This is a genomic window from Neorhizobium sp. P1_A6 (assembly GCF_056406795.1).
The window spans coordinates 268,890-283,568 of sequence record NZ_JBFTZM010000006.1; the positions used below are offsets into that span (position 1 = coordinate 268,890).

Here is a 14,679-nt window from a genome sequence, read left to right on the forward strand (position 1 = left end):
TGGTTTTGAGCAGCGATCACGAGGTCTTCACCGGTCGCCGGGAAGACATAAGACTTGTTACCGGCCAAGGCGCATATACCGCAGACAAGGTGCTGGATAACCAGCTCTACGCCGCATTCCTGAGAGCCGACCAGCCGCATGCGCGCATCGTTTCGATCGATGTCGAGGCGGCGCTCGCCGCACCGGGCGTCCATATCGTGCTGACCGGCAAGGATGCGCTCGAAGCGAACCTGATCGCCCCCGGCCCGCTTGTCTCCTTCCCCGGCGTCGATGGGATGAAGATCAAGGCACCGCACCGCCATGCTCTGTCGACCGACCGCGTCCGTTTCGTCGGCGAACCGGTTGCCATGGTCGTAGCCGACAGTGCCGAAGCGGCTGCCGATGCGGTCGAGCTGATCGCGGTCGACTACGAGGACCTGCCGGCGATCGTCGATCCGGAGGCCGCGCTGGAAGACGGCGCGCCGCAGCTTTTCGACGATGTGCCGGGTAATCTCGTCTTCCTGCACAGTTTCGGCGACAAGGCGACAGCCGATGAAGCCTTCGCCAAGGCCGCGCATATCTCGACGCTGACGGTCGAGTCGCAACGCGTCGCCGCCAACCCTCTCGAACTCAAATCCTTCATGGCGGCATACAACGCCGAGACGGAGGTCTTCGACGTCTATTCCGCCAGCCAGGGCACGGGCCTTGCCGATGGTCTTGCCCGTTTCACCGGCCACCCACCGGAAAAGGTGCGACATCACATGGGCGATGTCGGCGGCAGCTTCGGCATCCGTGGCGCCCCCTATCCGGAATATGCGGCGATCATGCTTGCCGCAAAAAAACTCTGTCGACCGGTACGCTGGACCGCCAGCCGCACCGAAAGCTTCCTCGCCGATTATCACGGCCGCGCCGTCCGCTTCACCGGGGAGATGGCGCTCAGCGAAGCCGGAGAATTCCTCGGCATCCGTATGAACGTCGTCTGCGATCTCGGCGCCTACCATTCGCCGGCCGGTGCGCTGATCAACGTCCTGAACCCGATGTTGACCGGCACCGGCTGCTACCGCATTCCCGCTATCTTCGGGCTCAACCGCCTCGCCTTCACCAACACATCGCCGATCGCCGCATATCGCGGTGCCGGCCGTCCGGACATCAATTATTTCGTCGAGCGGCTGGTGGATCAGGCCGCCACCGATCTCGGCATGGACCGGATCGAGATCCGCCGGAAGAACCTGATCCCCGACGACGCCTATCCCTACACGACACCGACCACGGTCTACGACAGTGGCGGCTATGTCGCGATGCTGGAAGAGGCCGTATCGATCTCCGATTGGAAAGGTTTCGAGGCCCGCCGGAAACAGTCCGAGAAACGCGGCCATCTGCGTGGCATCGGCATGGGCGTCTTCGTCGAGCCGTCCGGCGGCGGCCATATGCCGGAGGAAACCGAAATCCGCTTTGAGGCGGACGGCACGCTGACGCTCTACACGCTGTCCGGATCCGCCGGCCAGGGGCACGAGACGGTGCTGCCACGGCTGGTCGCCAGGGAACTCGGCATCGACGAGAACCTGATCAACCTGCGCGCCAACAGCGTCCATGCGCCCCACAAGCTCAAGGGCGCCGGCACGATGGGATCGCGGACCATGGCCTCCCACGGTGCCTCGCTGACGATCACCTCCCGCGAGGTGGTGAAGAAGGGCCTGAAGTTGGCCGCTGAGACTCTAGAAGCGTCCGAAACCGATATCGAATTCGACCATGGCCATTACAAAGTGGCCGGCACGAACATGTCGGTCTCGCTTCTGGAACTCGCCGCCCGCAACGTCACGCCGGATGGCAACGCACTGGATACGCTCGCCTCCATCCAGCCGGAGCGAAATTTCCCCGGCGGCGTGCATGTGGCCGAAGTGGAGATCGACCCGAATACCGGCGAGACCAAGGTCACCTCCTATATCGGCGTCGACGATGCCGGCCACGTCATCAATCACACGCTTCTCGAAGGCCAGATGCATGGCGGTCTTGCCCAGGGCGCGGGCCAGGTCTTCGGCGAGCATATCGTTTATGACCGCGACAGTGGCCAGATGCTGACCGCCAGCTTCATGGATTATTTCATGCCGCGAGCCGATTTCATGCCGACGCCCCGCTTCCTCGACCTGCCGGCCCCCTCGCCCACCAATGTGCTCGGCGTCAAGGGCGGCGGCGAAGCGGGCACGACGGGGGCGTTGCCGACGCTGATGAACGCTGTCCTGGATGCGCTCCGGTCTGCCGGCGTCAAGGATTTTGATATGCCCGCGACACCTTACAGGGTTTGGGACGCCCTGAAGGCTGCCAGGGAGAGCGCTCGATAAGACCTCATCCGCGCGCCGCATCCATGCCTTCGTGGATTGCCTGAACGCATTGCGGGGCGCTAGAAGTTCATTTCGACAAGATGGAACGCAAGGCGTCGACGCAATGACACTGGACGACATCACCAACACCGTCATCAACCGAGCCAAAGATAGCCGACGTTTCATCGTTGCGGTCGCCGGCCCGCCGGGCGGCGGAAAATCCACGCTCGCCGACGCCCTGCACGAAGCCCTGCTGGCGCGCGGCGAGCTGGCCGAAGTCCTGCCGATGGACGGCTTCCACATGGATAACGGTATCCTGGAAACCCGCGGCCTGTTGCCCCGCAAGGGAGCACCGCAGACTTTCGACGTGCGCGGTTTTGCCGATATCCTCAAGGCGGTGCGGCAGGGAGACGAGGAAGTGCTGGTGCCGGTCTTCGATCGCTCGCGCGAGATCGCCATCGCCTCGGCCCGCCCGATCTCGCCCGATACTCATATCGTGCTCGCGGAGGGCAATTACTTGCTGATCGACGAAGCGCCCTGGTCACGGCTTGCCGAGATGTTCGACTTCACCATTTTCGTCGGTCCCTCGGAAGAGGTGCTCCGCGAGCGGCTCAAGGCACGCTGGGTCCATTACGGGCTTGATGAAGCCGCGATTGCCTGGAAACTCGACGGCAATGACCTGCCGAACGGCCGCTATATCCTCGCCCACTCGCGGCCGGCCGACATCAGGCTCGAAAGCTTCTGACACCTGTTGCGGGCAATGCCGGACTAGAGGGCCACTCCCGTTTCGCGGTCGAAGACATGCACCTGTTCGGCCGGGATGTTGGCTTCAAATCGCGCGCCGTAGCGGGCCGGATATTCGCCGTCGACGATGGCGACGACCGGGTGGCCGGCGAGGTCGAAGATGATATGGGTCTGTGCGCCGGTCGGCTCGACCAGCAACGTCTGCCCGGCAAGCGCAGTACCCCCGACGCCGGGGCTCAGATGCTCCGGACGCAAGCCGACCTTGATCGCCTGGCCACGCTTCACCTTGCGATCCGGCGCGATGCGGATCGCGGTTCCGTCGCCAAGGCGCGCGGACGGTTCGCCGCCATCACCGTCCACGGTGCCGTCGAGAAGGTTCATCGCCGGAGAACCGATGAAGGCGGCAACGAAGAGGTTGGCCGGCTTCTTGTAAAGTTCCATCGGCGTGCCTTCCTGCTCCACCTTTCCCTGATTGAGGACGACGATGCGGTCGGCAAGCGTCATCGCTTCGATCTGGTCGTGGGTGACGTAAATCGATGTCGTCCCGACCTTCTGGTGCAGTTGCTTGATCTCGGCGCGCATCTGCACACGCAGTTTGGCGTCGAGATTGGAAAGCGGCTCGTCGAACAGGAAGACGGCCGGGTTGCGGACGATTGCCCGGCCCATCGCGACGCGCTGACGCTGGCCGCCGGAAAGTTGCGCCGGCTTGCGGTCGAGAAGCGGCATCAGGTCGAGCATGCGGGCGGCTTCGGCGACGCGTTCGGCAATCACCGGCTTCGGGGTGCCGGAAAGGCGCAGGTTGAAGCCCATGTTCTCGGCGACCGTCATGTGCGGATAAAGCGCATAGGACTGGAACACCATGGCGATGTTGCGCTCCCGCGGGGTCAGCTCGTTGACCACCGCGTTGTCGATAATGACCTCACCGGCTGTGATTTCCTCAAGCCCGGCAATCATCCGCAGCAGCGTCGATTTTCCGCAGCCCGACGGACCGACCAGCGCGACGAACTCGCCGTCTTCGATCGCCAGCGACACGCCATGGATGACCGGGAGTGCCCCATAGGCCTTGCGGACTTGTCTGAGTTCGACGGATGCCATGCGAGTTACTCCGGGTCGGGGCTCAGGACTTCACCGCACCGGCGGTCAGACCGGCGATGATGTGCTTCTGGGCCAGGAAGAAGGCGATGATGGTTGGCAGGATGGTGAGCGTGATGAAGGCCAGCACCAGCTGCCATTCGGTGCTGAATTCGCCCCGATAGATCATGATGCCGAGCGGCCAGGGGTAACGGCTCTCGGAATTCAGCATGATCAGCGGCACGATATAACTGTTCCAACTGCTGACGAAGGAGATGATGCCGACGGTGGCGATGATCGGCCGCGACAGCGGCAGCGTGATGTGCCAGAAGAAGCGCATATAGCCGCAGCCGTCGACGAAGGCCGCGTCGAAGAGTTCGGACGGCAAATTGCGGAAGTAGTTTCGGAACAGCATGATGCTCATGCCCATGCCGAACGCCACCTGCGGCAGCACCACGCCCCAATACGTATCGATGAGCCCCAGATCGCGGATGCGGATGTAGAGCGGCAGGATGGCCGTCGCTGCCGGGAACATCAGCCCGATCAGGAAATAGTTGACCAGATAATCGGTGCCGAAGAAGCGGATATGTGCGAAGCAGAAGGCGGCCATGGCGCCGAAGGTCAACGTCAGGAACACCGTCAGCAGGGCGATGATCAGCGAATTGCTCATCTGCAGCCAATAGCGCTTGCTGATGATGATGTCGGTGTAGTTCGACCACTGCCATTCCGTCGGCAGGCCGAAAGGATTGCCGCGCAGTTCGCCGAGGGTCTTGAAGCCGCCGAGCGCAGTGCTGATGAGCGGCACCACCACGATTGCCGCCACGATGATCAGCGATATGTACATATAGACCTGCGTACCGGCGCGGATCCGCTGGCCGGACGTCGGCGCGCTGGCGGCATCGATGGGCTGTGCTGTCGAGATATCAGTCATTGCGCATGAATACCCGCTTGTAGCTGAAGGCGAGCGTCACGCAGATCACGAACAGCACCACGCCGACGGCGCTGCCGAACCCGACCTGCATGCGGGTCACCCCGAAATTGTACAGGAACGTCACCATCGTCTGCGTCGAGTTCGACGGACCGCCGCCGGTGAGCGGCATGATCATGTCGAAAAGCTGCAGCGAACCGACGACCGCGAAGAAGACGGAGAGGCGCACGGTGGAGCCGAGCAGCGGCAGCGTCACGAGCCGGAATTTCTGGAAGCCGGTCGCACCGTCGATGTCAGCCGCTTCCAGTACGCTCTTGTCGATTGCCTGCAGGCCGGCGATGAAGAGCATCATGTGAAAGCCGAAATACTTCCAGACGATGACGCCCAATATCGCGTACATCGCCAGATCGCGGTCGGCCAGCCAGAAGGGTGGTTCGACGCCAATGAAATGCGAGATACCGGCGACGAGACCGAAATCCCCGTCATAAACGAAACGCCAGATCATCCCTGCTGCAACATCCGCAAGCACGTAGGGCAGGAAGAAGATCAGCCGGAAGAACAGCGCACCCCTGATCCGGCTGGAGATCATCGTCGCCAGCCAGAGCGCCAGAGGCACCTGCACGCAGAGCGAGGCGAGAACGATCAGGCCGTTATTGATCAGGGCCTGGGTGAAGGCGCTGTTGCGGAAAATGAGCTGGTAGTTGCGCCAGCCGACCCATTGCGTCGGGCTGCCATAGCCGTTCCAGTTATAGAAGGAATACCAGGCGGCCTCGCCCATGGGCAGGATGACCAGCACGGTGAAAAGAAGAAGAGCCGGTGGCAGGAACAGGATCAGCACCGGCCACTTGCTGTTGGCAAGAGAACGCTTGCGGCGCCGCGCTACCACAAGTGTATTCCCGGAAGGGATGGCATTGGCAGACATCAGCATATCGCTCATCGATTTTCGAGCCTTTCGGGCTGCGAGACGCCGTCAGGCGAGGACGGGAACCGGCGCTCCCAGGGTTGCTGGAACCTTAGGGGAGCGGGAGCGCCGGCGCTGCGCTTACTTTCGTTCGAGGGAGTAGGCGTCCTCGATCTGCTGCGCCGCGGCAGCCGGTTTCATGCTGCCGGAGACCACTTCGACGCTGACGTCGTTGACGATCGCACCGACATTGGGACCGAGATCCTGATCGAGGAAGTTCTGGTGCCAGGTTTCCTTGCCAAGAGCTTCGGCAACTTCCTTCACCAGCGGTTTGGAGATCGCTTCGCTCGCACCCTTGGCAACGGGCATGATCAGCGTATCCCTGGCGAGAAGCTTCTGTACGTCGGCGCTTGCCATGTAACGGAGGAATTCCTCGGTTTCAGGCGGCGCATTCTTGGTGACCGCCCATCCGTTGAGACCTCCGAAACTGTCGGTGGTCACACCAGCTCCTCCGCTGACGACGGGGAACGGGAAGCGACCGATATTGTCGTCGGCAAGGCCTTTGCGGCTCGTCGAATTCGACGCCTGGGTCGAGGGCGTATTTTCGAAGCTCAGAATGATCGCGGCACGGCCATCGCCGAACGTCGCAAGCGCATCGTTCCAGGTCGCACCCAGATAGCCATTCTGGAATGGCTCAAGCTTGCCGAGCTCGGCCATGCGTTCGCCGGCCTTAACGAAAGGCTTGCCGGCGAAGCCGTCGTTCTTGCCGGCCTTCGCATCGGCAAAGCCCTTTTGCCCCGCTTCGCGCATAGCGAGATAGCTCCAGTAGAAATGCAGGGGCCACTTGTCCCGCCCGCCGCCAGCGATCGGCGTCACGCCGGCCTGTTTCAGCGTTTTGACAGCGCTAAGGAAATCGTCCCAGGTCGCGATCTTCGAGGCGTCGACGCCGGCCTTCTTGAACAATTCCTTGTTGTAATAGAAGGAAACGAGGCCGGTCCTGACGGGCGAAGCCCAGACCTTGCCGTCAAAGGTCAGGCCATCGACGGCGGAGGCATTGATCGACTTGCGCCATTCCCCCCCGTTCGCGTCGATCGCCGCATTGATTGGCCGCAGCGTGCCGGTCTCGGACTGCGCCTTGAGGACGCCGCCGCCCCAGGTATAAAAGATGCTTGGCGCGTCTTTCGATTGCAGAAGCGTCGGCAGCTTCGCCTTGAAGGCCTGGTTTTCCAGAAATTGCATCTCGACCTTGACGCCGGGATGCTTGGCCTCGAAATCCCTGGCGATCTGGTTCCAGACCGTGATGTTCGCCGGCACCTGCTCGACATGCATCCAGCGAATGACGCTGTCCGCTGCAGCGACGCTGGCCGTAAACAGCCCACCCGCGAGAGCAACAGCGGTCGCGGAAATCAGACGCATCCTGTAGTATCTGTTGGACATTGAAGGAGCTCCTCCCAAAGCTTTATTCCTGTATCCGAATTAAATAATCGGCAAGCCCAACGCATCTGTCAATAGCCCTGCACGAGATTGGCCGATTTTGGCAAAAAATGCGCCATTCTCTGCTTTTACCTATTGCATGCCGCACAAAATCGGCTCTAGAACAAAGCGAATTTAATTTGCACCTCGAATTAAATAGCAGTTCGGTGCAGAAGCCGACGAGTGCGCAGAACAGATGAAAACCGCCGATCCGGAACTCATGCGTGCGATGAATCGCCTCAGCGTGCTGGATACGATCCGGCGGCGCGGTCCCATCTCCCGTGTCGAAATTTCCGAGCGCACGGAACTCTCCACGACCACCGTTTCCGCCATCACCGCTTCTCTGCTCGATGATGGGCTGATCCTGACCCGCCACGAAGGTGATATCCGCAACGAGGCGGTGCGCGGCCGGCCGCGCGTCATGCTGGAGGTCAATCCGGATGCCGCCCGCGTCGTCGGCGCCAAGATCGCCGCAAGCCGCATGGTCTTCGTCGTCACGAATTTCCGCGGCGACGTACTCTCCAAGCTCACCCTGCCGATCCGGATCGACCGCCAGCCGATCGCCGTCATCGCCGACCTCGTGGAAGACGGCGTGCGCCGCTGTGTCGTCGATGCCGGCCTGTCGCTGGAGGATGTCGACAGCGTCTGCCTGGGGCTTCCGGGCGTCATCGAACACCGTACCGGGCATGTCCGCTCAAGCCCGATTTTTCGCGAGATCAACATCGATTTTGCGACCGAAATGTCGACGCGCCTCTCGACGCCGACCATCGTCGAGAGTGACGCACATGCCATCACGCTCGGCCATCACTGGTTCGGCAAGGCCCGCGATCTGCAGGATATGGTCCTGATCTCGCTCGAACAGACGCTTGGCCTCGGCGTGCTGCATGGCAACCGGCTTTTCCGCGGTGCCGGCGGCCTCAGCCACAATCTCGGCGATCTCGTGCTCGGCACCGGTCCGCACGGCATCGTGCGGCTTTCGAGCCAGGCGGGCGAGAGCGCCATCCTCGGCGAGCAGCAGGCGGACGGACGTTTTGCCGAAGCAGTGAGGCTCGGCCGCGGCATGACCCATGTCCAGGCGCTCATCCAGGCCGACGACGACCGGCTGATCGCCGCGGCCGTTCGCGCCGGCGAGGCCGTCGGACTGACGATAGCCAATATCGTGACGCTGTTTGCGCCACCGCGGGTCATCCTCGTCGGCTCGTCGCTGGCGCTCGGCGAACCATTCCTGAACAGCCTGCGCGATGCCTATGCGCTCGCCATTCCGCCGTCGCTGAAAGGCGTCAGCGAACTCGTCTTTKACGATTCTACGGATGATTTCTGGGCGCAGGGAGCGGCGGCCGTAGCACTTTACGAACTTTACGAATCGCCCTGGAGCACCACCGGGCCGGCGCTCTGACGCGCCAAGCATCAGCATTCATCGGGAGGAAACAATGGACAAAGTCGGTATCGGCATCATCGGATGCGGCAATATTTCGGGCGCCTATCTGAAGGCGATGACATCCGCTTTTCCGATCCTCGATATCCGCGGGTTGGGCGATCTCAACCGCGATCTGGCCGAGGCGAAAGCCTCCGAATTCAACCTCCGGGCCCGTACGGTCGACGAATTGCTCGCCGATCCGAAGGTCGAGATCATCGTCAACCTGACGATCCCCAAGGCGCATGTCGCCGTCGGGCTGCAGGCGCTCGACGCGGGCAAGCACACCTATTCTGAAAAGCCTCTCGGGATTAATTTCGCGGAAGGGAAAAAATTGGCGGAGGCCGCAAAGGCCAAGGGCCTGCGCATCGGCGCTGCCCCCGACACCTTCCTCGGCGGCGGCCACCAGACCGCCCGAGAACTGATCGACCAGGGCGTCATCGGCCTGCCCGTCGGCGGCACCGCGACTTTCATGTGCCCCGGCCACGAGCGCTGGCACCCGAACCCGGCCTTCTATTACGAGGTCGGCGGCGGTCCGATGCTCGACATGGGTCCCTATTACATCACCGACCTCGTCAACCTGCTCGGCCCCGTGTCGCAGGTGGCGGGTTTCGCGGTGACGCCCCGCAAGGAGCGCATCATCACCAGCGAGCCGCGCAACGGCGAGCGCATTCCGGTACATGTTCCGACCCATGTGGCCGGTGTCATGGCCTTTGCGAACGGCGCGGTCGTGCAGATCGGCATGAGCTTCGACGTCGCCGGCCACAAACATGTGCCGCTCGAAGTCTACGGCACCGAGGGTACACTGATCGTACCGGACCCGAACCGCTTCGCCGGGCCGGTCGATTACCTGAAGAAGGGCGGCCAGTTCGAGGATCAGCCCGTGACCCTGCCCTATGCGGACGGCAACTATCGCTCGATCGGCGTTGCGGACCTGGCTTACGCGATCCGCTCCAACCGCCCGCACCGGGCGAACGGCGACCTGGCGCTGCACGTGCTGGAGGTCATGGAGGCTTTCCATACGGCCTCCGCCGAAGGGCGCACGATCAAGATCACCACGGCCACGGAGCGCCCTGCTCCGCTGTCGGAATCGCTTGTTGACGGCCAGCTAGCGAAATAATTCTGGAGGAAGACTAAAATGCGTGAAGCACTCATCGTTTGGGGCGGCTGGAGCGGCCACGAACCGCAGGAATGTGCCGAAATCATCAAGGACATGCTCGAAGAAGACGGTTTCAAGGTTTATCTCGAGCATTCGACGGAGGCCTTCGCCGATCCCTCGATCCATGACCTCAGCCTTATCGTGCCGATCATGACGATGTCCAAAATCGAGAAGGAAGAAGTGAAGAACCTCGCTGCGGCCGTCCAGAACGGCGTCGGCATCGCCGGTTATCACGGCGGCGCCGGCGACGCGTTCCGCGAATCGGTCGACTACCAGTTCATCATCGGCGGCCAGTGGGTCGCCCATCCCGGCAATATCATCGATTATACGGTCAACATCACGAGGCCCGACGACCCGCTGATGGAGGGTATCGCCGATTTCCCCTACACGTCCGAGCAATATTACATGCATGTCGACCCCTCGAACGAGGTGCTGGCGACGACGACGTTTACCGGCGACCACGCCTACTGGATCGACGGCGTCGTCATGCCGGTCGTCTGGAAGCGGAAATACGGCGAGGGCCGCGTCTTCTATTCCTCCCTCGGCCACCAGGCGAAGGAATTCGACGTGCCGCAAATGAAGACGATCTTCCGCCGCGGTGCGAATTGGGCGGCACGGTGAGATTGGACTGACGGCGGCGCCTCTGGCCGATCTCCCCCTTGAGGGGGAGATTAGTGGGAGCTTGCCGCACCGGCTCGCACCCTCACATTTCTCTCAACGCCGCAAACATCTCCGCAAAAGCCGCATCCACCCGATAAAACACCGGCGGACAACCGATCGGCGACGGCACCGTCACCTCTTCCCCGCCTGCATATTCGACCCCGCTCCACACATGCACCCAGCTCGCCCCCTCCGGCAGATAGACCGCGCGCACATCCTGCGCCGCATGCCAGACCGGTGCCACCAGCAGTTCCGGGCCGTAAAGATAGGCATCCTGAATGGCATAGGTCTTCGGGTCATGCTCGTGATGCAGGAAAAGCGGCCGCTGCACCGGCAGGCCACGGGCGGCGGCTTCCTTGGACAGCGTCTTCAGGTACGGCGTCAGATGCACGTAGATCCGCGTCATCCGGGCGAAATGCTCCAGCACTTCCGGGTCCTGGTCGATCTGGATATTGTCGCGCGGACGGTTGCCCTCGTGGCTGCGCATGACCGGTGTGAAGGCCGCCATCTCGGCCCAGCGCATCAGCAGTTCCGGGGTGCGGACATTGCCGAACAGGCTCGTATAACCGCCGATATCGGAATGGTGATAGGCGTTTCCGAGCAGGCCTGATGAGAGGGCTGCGCACATCACCGTGACGAGCCCGTCATGGCGCGAGAAGTCCACCGACTGGTCGCCACCCCACAGCAGCGGGCAATGTTTCTGCACACCGGTGAAGCCGGCCCGCATGAAGAACAGCGCCTCGCCCGTCTTGCCGCGGCTGGCGATCGCCTTGGCATTGACTTCGGCCCAGAGGGTCGGCCAGGCATTATGCATCAGCTTGGCATCGATGCCGTTCGCAAGCTCCACATTGATCGGCAGGTATTCGCCGAAATCGGCCATCCAGCCGGTCAGCCCGAAATCGAGCATACGGCGGCCGATGACTTCCTCGGCAAACCATTCGGCCGCTTGCCGGTTGGTGAAATCGACGACGCCGCAATCGAACTCGCCAAAATCGACGATGGCGGTGCGGCCGAGCTGATCCTTGGCGAAATAACCCGCGGCTTCCGCTTCCGGAAACAGCGAGCCGTCGACGCAGAGATAGGGATTGACGTAACCGAGGAAGCGGATGCCCTCGCCGTTCAGCTCCGCGATGCGCTGGCGCAAGTCCGGATAACGCTCGTCATTCGCCTGCCAGTCCCAGAACAGCCGCGATCCGAACGAGGTCTGGCGAAGCCCGACCCAATCCTCGCACCAGAGACCGGAAACCTGGACGCCGGCATTGCGCATCTTTTCCAGCCGCTCGAAGGAATTGACGCCATCCTTGAGGCCGATGATCGCGCCTTTGTAGACCCAGTCCGGCAGTTCCGGCTGCCGCCCGAACCGCAGCGACAGGGCCTCGACCAGCTCGACGAAATTCGGTGCAGCAAACAGCTCGATCCGCTCCGGCACCGCCCAGATTTCGATCTCGTGAAAGGTCTTGCGGCGGAAATCGAAGACGGAATAGGCGGTCGTCTCCACATGCAGGGCGTAACGCGCCGAGGAAATATAGGTCGGTTGCGGATAGTTGGTGTTGTAATAGTCGCCGCCCGCCTTGTCCTTCAGGTCGGACTTGAAGGTGATCTCGCTCGTCTTGTCGCGACCGACGCCAGGTTCCGAGGTCCACAGCGGAAAGCGGCGTCCGCGCATGTCGAAATAGGACATCTGCTCGCCGCCACCCCAGACATGCTCGTCATTGTCCGCATGAATTCGGATCCAGAAGCGGTTGATCGTCTCGTCCAATGAGCGGAAGTGCACGGCGGTTTCCGAGACCGTCAGCTCCAGCCGCGGCGCCCGGCCCTCGGCCTCCGACAGGCTGATCGTGTTGCCGTCGACATCCGCATGGCGCAGCGCGCTGCGCTCGACGATGTAATCCTCGACCTCGAAATTGCCGCGGTACATGTCCATCCGCTCCTGCCCATGGCCGACGAATATGCAGGGCGAGGCAGCGCTGTGCCGCAGGATGCTGCGGCCGTTCAGCGATATGGAAAAACCGTCTAGTGTCGTCTCGAATTTCATCTTGTCGGTACTCGATTGTTGTCTACCGCAGCCGCGATACGTATCGCGCCACGGAATGGTCGAACCATGTGCGGGAAACCTCGGCCAGGGCGCCATCCTGCGCTTGGCTCATGCGCAGCACATGGGGGATCGGCGCGCCCGGCTTCTGGCCGAAGGCCGGCGGCGCCCAGTCGGGCACGGTGTCGAGGTCGATCTTGTCTTCCGCCCGGACGATCCAGAGGCCCAGCCGCGTGCGGTAGTAGAGATAAAGCGATTCCGACAGGTCTTCCGGGGTGATCGCGGCCACATAGGAACCGTCGAGCCAGATCTCCTCGAGTGCTGCGACCTTGCCCGACAGCCGGCGAATGCGGCGGATGCGATGGCCTTCCGGCGAAAAGCCGAACCTCGGCAAGTCCTTGGGTTTGTCGAGCCGCATCACATCGAGCAATTCCGCGGTCGGCAGACCGCCGCCCTGGATCAGTTCCAGCCGGAACATCGCATAAACGCTCTTCGGATCACTGATCGCCCGGACATAGTTTCCGGACCCCTGCACCCGTTCCAGCAGCCCGCGGTTCTGCAGTTCCGCCAGCGCCTTGCGCAGCGTGCCGACCGCAATGCCGAGCTGCACCGCCATGTCGCGCTCCGGCGCCAGCTTCTCCCCGTCGACAAGCCGGCCGGCCGCGATGTCGCGAACCAGAAGTTCGGCGATTTGCAGATAGATCGGCAGGCTGCCCGGATAACTGTCCATAAGCCGTTCCCCCTCCCCGAGGAATGACGCATCGAAATTGATACACTATTGATTTACACGAACGCGGATGATATTCAAGTCCCAGGAGTCGAGGAGAATTTGATGACCGTCGTGCCCATAACATCACAGGATCTCGATGCCGCCGAGGTATCCTGGTTCGCCGCCCTGTGCTCAGACGACTACGCCTATCTCGGCGTCCCGGATGACGCGTTGAAGTCCAGCTGGGAGCATTGCTCCGACATCGTCAGGCGCGCCGAGACGCTCGGCTTCCGCAACATCCTCTGCCCCTCGTCCTATCAGGTCGGCCAGGACACGCTGAGCTTCGCCGCAGCCGCCTCGCAAATCACAAACCGGATCAATCTGTTGGCTGCCATCCGCTGCGGCGAGATGCAGCCGATCATGCTCGCCCGCACGGTCGCCACGCTCGACCACATGCTGAAGGGCCGGTTGACGCTCAACGTCATCAGTTCCGATTTCCCCGGCGAAGTCGCCGACAGCGCCTTTCGGTATCGCCGCAGCCATGAGGTCGTGCAGATCCTCCGCCAGGCCTGGACCCGCGACACGATCGACCACGAGGGCGAGGTCTACAATTTCAAGGGTATCACCACCGAGCCCGCCCGCCCCTACCAGAACGGCGGCCCGCTTCTCTATTTCGGCGGCTATTCGCCGGATGCGCTGGAGCTCTGCGGCGCCCAATGCGACGTCTACCTGATGTGGCCGGAAACCAGGGACCAGTTGGCCGAACGCATGAAGGCCGTCCATGCCCGCGCCGCGGCCCATGGGCGGACGCTGGACTACGGCCTGCGCGTCCACATGATCGTCCGCGACACGGAAAAGGAGGCCCGCGAATATGCGGAACACCTCGTCTCCAAGCTGGACGACGAATACGGCCAGCTGATCCGCAGCCGCGCCCATGACAGCACCTCGCTCGGTGTTTCGCATCAGGCGAAGGCCCGTGAACTCGCCGACAAGTTTGGCTACGTCGAGCCCCATCTGTGGACCGGCATCGGCCGTGCCCGCTCCGGCTGCGGCGCAGCACTTGTCGGCTCCGCCGACCAGGTGCTTTCGGAAATCGAGGCGTATAAAAAGATGGGCATCCGGGCCTTCATCTTTTCGGGCTACCCGCATCTCGACGAAGCGGAACATTTCGGCCAGAAGGTGCTGCCCGAGCTCAAGACCTGTTCGCTGCCGCATGCCTATGGTCGCGTGCCGGCCGAGACACCCGCAACGCCGCTCGGCAACGGGAGACGACACTGATGGCCCCTCATCA

At 62.4% G+C, this 14,679-nt stretch carries 12 protein-coding genes; 6 read left to right on the top strand and 6 right to left on the bottom strand.

From position 1 onward, the window contains the following. The first annotated feature begins 5 nt into the window (after nucleotides 1–5). Together AC1D3C_RS14985 and AC1D3C_RS14990 are read left to right on the top strand one after the other, a co-directional pair. Nucleotides 6–2,318: a xanthine dehydrogenase family protein molybdopterin-binding subunit gene (locus AC1D3C_RS14985; RefSeq protein WP_477483431.1), complete on the top strand. Its 2,313-nt coding sequence runs from the start codon at nucleotides 6–8 to the stop codon at nucleotides 2,316–2,318. 103 nt (nucleotides 2,319–2,421) lie between these two features. After that, a complete protein-coding gene (locus AC1D3C_RS14990; RefSeq protein WP_477483432.1) occupies nucleotides 2,422–3,042 on the top strand; it encodes a nucleoside triphosphate hydrolase in 621 nt (206 codons plus the stop codon). Between the two features lie 23 nt (nucleotides 3,043–3,065). On the opposite strand, the gene AC1D3C_RS14995 is transcribed toward AC1D3C_RS14990, so the two are convergent. The 4 genes from AC1D3C_RS14995 to AC1D3C_RS15010 form a co-directional block, all read right to left on the bottom strand. Continuing rightward, nucleotides 3,066–4,136, bottom strand: coding sequence for an ABC transporter ATP-binding protein (locus AC1D3C_RS14995; RefSeq protein WP_038545874.1), 1,071 nt, complete (start codon nucleotides 4,134–4,136; stop codon nucleotides 3,066–3,068). A 22-nt stretch (nucleotides 4,137–4,158) separates the two neighbouring features. After that, nucleotides 4,159–4,956, bottom strand: coding sequence for a carbohydrate ABC transporter permease (locus tag AC1D3C_RS15000; RefSeq protein WP_155414659.1), 798 nt, complete (start codon nucleotides 4,954–4,956; stop codon nucleotides 4,159–4,161). A 79-nt stretch (nucleotides 4,957–5,035) separates the two neighbouring features. Then, the gene (locus AC1D3C_RS15005) at nucleotides 5,036–5,962 is read right to left on the bottom strand and encodes a carbohydrate ABC transporter permease (protein ID WP_405029287.1); all 927 of its coding nucleotides are present in this window, start codon (nucleotides 5,960–5,962) and stop codon (nucleotides 5,036–5,038) included. Between the two features lie 120 nt (nucleotides 5,963–6,082). Next, entirely contained in the window at nucleotides 6,083–7,378 is a 1,296-nt protein-coding gene (locus AC1D3C_RS15010) for an ABC transporter substrate-binding protein (RefSeq protein WP_405029284.1), read from the bottom strand. A gap of 232 nt (nucleotides 7,379–7,610) precedes the next feature. Between AC1D3C_RS15010 and AC1D3C_RS15015 the strand changes: the two genes are divergently transcribed. Genes AC1D3C_RS15015 through AC1D3C_RS15025 form a run of 3 tightly spaced genes read left to right on the top strand, consistent with a single transcriptional unit; the run spans nucleotide 7,611 to nucleotide 10,608 of the window. After that, a complete protein-coding gene (locus tag AC1D3C_RS15015) occupies nucleotides 7,611–8,810 on the top strand; it encodes an ROK family protein (protein ID WP_477483433.1) in 1,200 nt (399 codons plus the stop codon). Nucleotides 8,811–8,844: 34 nt separating this feature from the next. Then, nucleotides 8,845–9,948 carry a Gfo/Idh/MocA family protein gene (locus tag AC1D3C_RS15020; protein ID WP_477483434.1) on the top strand — a complete coding sequence of 368 codons (1,104 nt, stop codon included), beginning with the start codon at nucleotides 8,845–8,847 and terminating at the stop codon, nucleotides 9,946–9,948. 18 nt (nucleotides 9,949–9,966) lie between these two features. Then, nucleotides 9,967–10,608: a ThuA domain-containing protein gene (locus AC1D3C_RS15025; RefSeq protein ID WP_038545888.1), complete on the top strand. Its 642-nt coding sequence runs from the start codon at nucleotides 9,967–9,969 to the stop codon at nucleotides 10,606–10,608. A gap of 82 nt (nucleotides 10,609–10,690) precedes the next feature. On the opposite strand, the gene AC1D3C_RS15030 is transcribed toward AC1D3C_RS15025, so the two are convergent. Then, complete coding sequence (locus AC1D3C_RS15030; protein ID WP_477483435.1) at nucleotides 10,691–12,778, bottom strand: alpha-glucosidase; 2,088 nt, start codon at nucleotides 12,776–12,778, stop codon at nucleotides 10,691–10,693. Next, nucleotides 12,705–13,409: a GntR family transcriptional regulator gene (locus tag AC1D3C_RS15035; RefSeq protein WP_038545893.1), complete on the bottom strand. Its 705-nt coding sequence runs from the start codon at nucleotides 13,407–13,409 to the stop codon at nucleotides 12,705–12,707. Before AC1D3C_RS15035 ends, AC1D3C_RS15030 begins: the two co-directional genes overlap by 74 nt. Nucleotides 13,410–13,511: 102 nt before the next feature. Between AC1D3C_RS15035 and AC1D3C_RS15040 the strand changes: the two genes are divergently transcribed. Beyond that, a complete protein-coding gene (locus tag AC1D3C_RS15040; RefSeq protein ID WP_477483436.1) occupies nucleotides 13,512–14,666 on the top strand; it encodes an LLM class flavin-dependent oxidoreductase in 1,155 nt (384 codons plus the stop codon). The last annotated feature ends 13 nt before the right edge of the window (nucleotides 14,667–14,679 follow it).

Bases quoted from the DNA above. Each gene is read 5' to 3' on its own strand.
- AC1D3C_RS14990 (WP_477483432.1), top strand. From the start codon at position 2,422: ATGACACTGGACGACATCACCAACACCGTCATCAACCGAGCCAAAGAT.
- AC1D3C_RS14995 (WP_038545874.1), bottom strand. From the start codon at position 4,136: ATGGCATCCGTCGAACTCAGACAAGTCCGCAAGGCCTATGGGGCACTC.
- AC1D3C_RS15000 (WP_155414659.1), bottom strand. From the start codon at position 4,956: ATGTACATATCGCTGATCATCGTGGCGGCAATCGTGGTGGTGCCGCTC.
- AC1D3C_RS15005 (WP_405029287.1), bottom strand. From the start codon at position 5,962: ATGTCTGCCAATGCCATCCCTTCCGGGAATACACTTGTGGTAGCGCGG.
- AC1D3C_RS15010 (WP_405029284.1), bottom strand. From the start codon at position 7,378: ATGTCCAACAGATACTACAGGATGCGTCTGATTTCCGCGACCGCTGTT.
- AC1D3C_RS15020 (WP_477483434.1), top strand. From the start codon at position 8,845: ATGGACAAAGTCGGTATCGGCATCATCGGATGCGGCAATATTTCGGGC.
- AC1D3C_RS15025 (WP_038545888.1), top strand. From the start codon at position 9,967: ATGCGTGAAGCACTCATCGTTTGGGGCGGCTGGAGCGGCCACGAACCG.
- AC1D3C_RS15030 (WP_477483435.1), bottom strand. From the start codon at position 12,778: ATGGCGCCCTGGCCGAGGTTTCCCGCACATGGTTCGACCATTCCGTGG.
- AC1D3C_RS15035 (WP_038545893.1), bottom strand. From the start codon at position 13,409: ATGGACAGTTATCCGGGCAGCCTGCCGATCTATCTGCAAATCGCCGAA.
- AC1D3C_RS15040 (WP_477483436.1), top strand. From the start codon at position 13,512: ATGACCGTCGTGCCCATAACATCACAGGATCTCGATGCCGCCGAGGTA.